Source organism: Neobacillus paridis (assembly GCF_016765675.1).
GTDB lineage: Bacteria > Bacillota > Bacilli > Bacillales > Cytobacillaceae > Neobacillus > Neobacillus paridis.
Genome location: NZ_JAESWB010000345.1, coordinates 1 through 676, shown reverse-complemented (window position 1 = coordinate 676; position 676 = coordinate 1). Strand labels below are relative to the sequence as shown.

The following is a 676-nucleotide window of genomic DNA, read 5'->3' as shown; positions in this document are numbered from 1 at the left end:
TGCCGTAATGGGCATACTAAAATCAGCTGGCGCCCCCAAAAATGTCGAACTCGTCATCGCCGGAGAGTCACTCTTTAATGACGGCGTTGGTGTCGTACTGTTTTCCTTGTTAATGGCAATGGTAGTAAGCGGTGAAACCCCAACTTTTGCCCATAGTGCCATGCTGCTTCTAGAGGAAGCCGGTGGTGGCATTCTGCTGGGGCTGGCTATCGGATATCTAACTTACCGTATGCTGAAGAATATCAACAGCTACCAGGAAGAGGTACTGATCACACTCGCAGCTGTCATCGGTGGGTATGCGTTAGCAACCAGGCTTCACATTTCTGGGCCGCTGGCCATGGTCGTAGTGGGACTTATTATTGGAAATCATGGACGAGCATTGGCGATGTCGGAAGAGACGCGAGCCCACGTCGATATGTTTTGGGAGCTGATCGATGAGATTCTAAATGCCATCCTCTTTGTGCTGATTGGACTGGAAATCGTCGTTATTGCCTTTTCGAAAGGCCTAGCAGTGGGCGGAATCATCGCGATCCTCATTACCCTGTTCGCTCGCCTAATCACAGTGGGCATGCCCATTGGTCTGCTTCGCCCCGTGTTCCGTTTGCCCCAGGGCGCGTGGAAGGTGGTCACATGGGGCGGACTTCGTGGCGGCATCTCAGTAGCGCTGGCACTTTCT

General features: G+C 52.7%; 1 protein-coding gene. It reads left to right on the top strand.

Translation table 11 applies throughout. From position 1 onward, the window contains the following. A partial coding sequence (locus tag JK635_RS29145; protein ID WP_202655782.1) for a cation:proton antiporter occupies positions 1-676 on the top strand: 676 nt, incomplete at both ends.